The following is a 1,355-nucleotide window of genomic DNA, read 5'->3' on the forward strand; positions in this document are numbered from 1 at the left end:
CTAGACAAATACGAAAAGGATATGGCCCGCGCCGGCAAGGCCACGAACGACAATTACAAACGCATGGAGCGGCGCACGAAGCAATTCGGCGACAACACCGAAAAGGCGCTCGGCAAGACGTTTAGCGGCATCGGTAGCAAGATGGAAAGCGCGTTCGCGCCCTTCCTTCGCGGTGGCGTCGTATTCGCAGGCGTGGCCGGTGCTGCCATGGCTATCAGGGAAATTGCCGGCAGCATTGCCGATGTGGACCGCGAAGCCCGCAAGGCCGGCGTGTCGGCACAGGTTTGGCAGCAATGGTCATATGTCGCGACCGCTGCCGGCGCTTCCGTTGACGGTATCACCGACGCCCTCAAGGAATTGAATATCCGTGGCGATGAGTTTGCCAAGACCGGCAAAGGCAGCGGTGCGGAATGGTTCACCCGGCTTGGCTACACCGCCGAGGAAGTCGGGCGGAAGTTGCAAGACCCGAACCGGCTCATGGACGAACTTATCGGCAAGATTCAGCGGCTAGACAGTGCAGGCCAGACCCGCGCCCTTGATGAGCTATTCGGCGGGCAAGGCGCTGAAAACCTCGCCAAAGTGCTTGGCCTATCCGTCACCGAAATCCAGAAGTTGCGCAGCGAGGCCGCGACTTTCACCGACGAACAGATTGCAGCAGCCAAAAAGATCGATTCCGAATTCGCGACCCTTTGGCGCAATGTCAGCGTCTATGCAAAGCAGGCCGCGATTGAGGGCGTCGGCTATGCCGGCGCGATCATCAAAGCCCTTCGCGGCGAGTGGTTGCCCGGCTATGACCAGCTTGAGAGCACCCAAACGCGGATAAATTCGCCCGAATTCAAGCTGGAACAGGCGCAAAAGCAGCGTGACCGCATTCAAAAGCAGCTTCAGGCGGCGATAGATCAGCCCGATTATGCCGGCAAGGCATTGGAAATCAGACAGTTGGAAGCATCGCTTCAGGCCGTCGAGGAACAGATTATCGCCCTTGGCGGTGGCAGCGACAAGCTGAAGAACTCGCTGAAGGAACTTTCGGCCATCACCCAGCGGGCCGGCGGTGGCTTCGACGGCGCGGCGACCTCAGCGGCGAATTTCAGGACCGCGCTTGCCGACCTGAAGGCGCTTGTGCCGGAACTCAAGGCCGAACTTGATACGCTGGCGAAGACCGACGCTATCGACGCGGCATTTAAGAAGGCCGTCAACGGCGCAACCACCATGTCGCAAATCATGGGCGCGGTGGACATTGCGAACCGTGCCAAGACCATCGCCCGCTATGGCGCGCACGACAATATTCTCGACCTGATCGCCTCGACCGAAAGCGGCGGCGACTATAACGCCACGCTCGACCATGGGCGCTGGAC

The 1,355-nt window shown here is 59.9% G+C and carries 1 pseudogene; it reads left to right on the forward strand.

What is annotated here, in order from left to right:
- Positions 1–21: 21 nt before the first annotated feature.
- A pseudogene (locus tag ACX3P1_RS28100) lies at positions 22–1,355 on the forward strand (hypothetical protein); the annotation flags it as partial.

This window comes from Mesorhizobium sp. A623 (genome assembly GCF_054489405.1).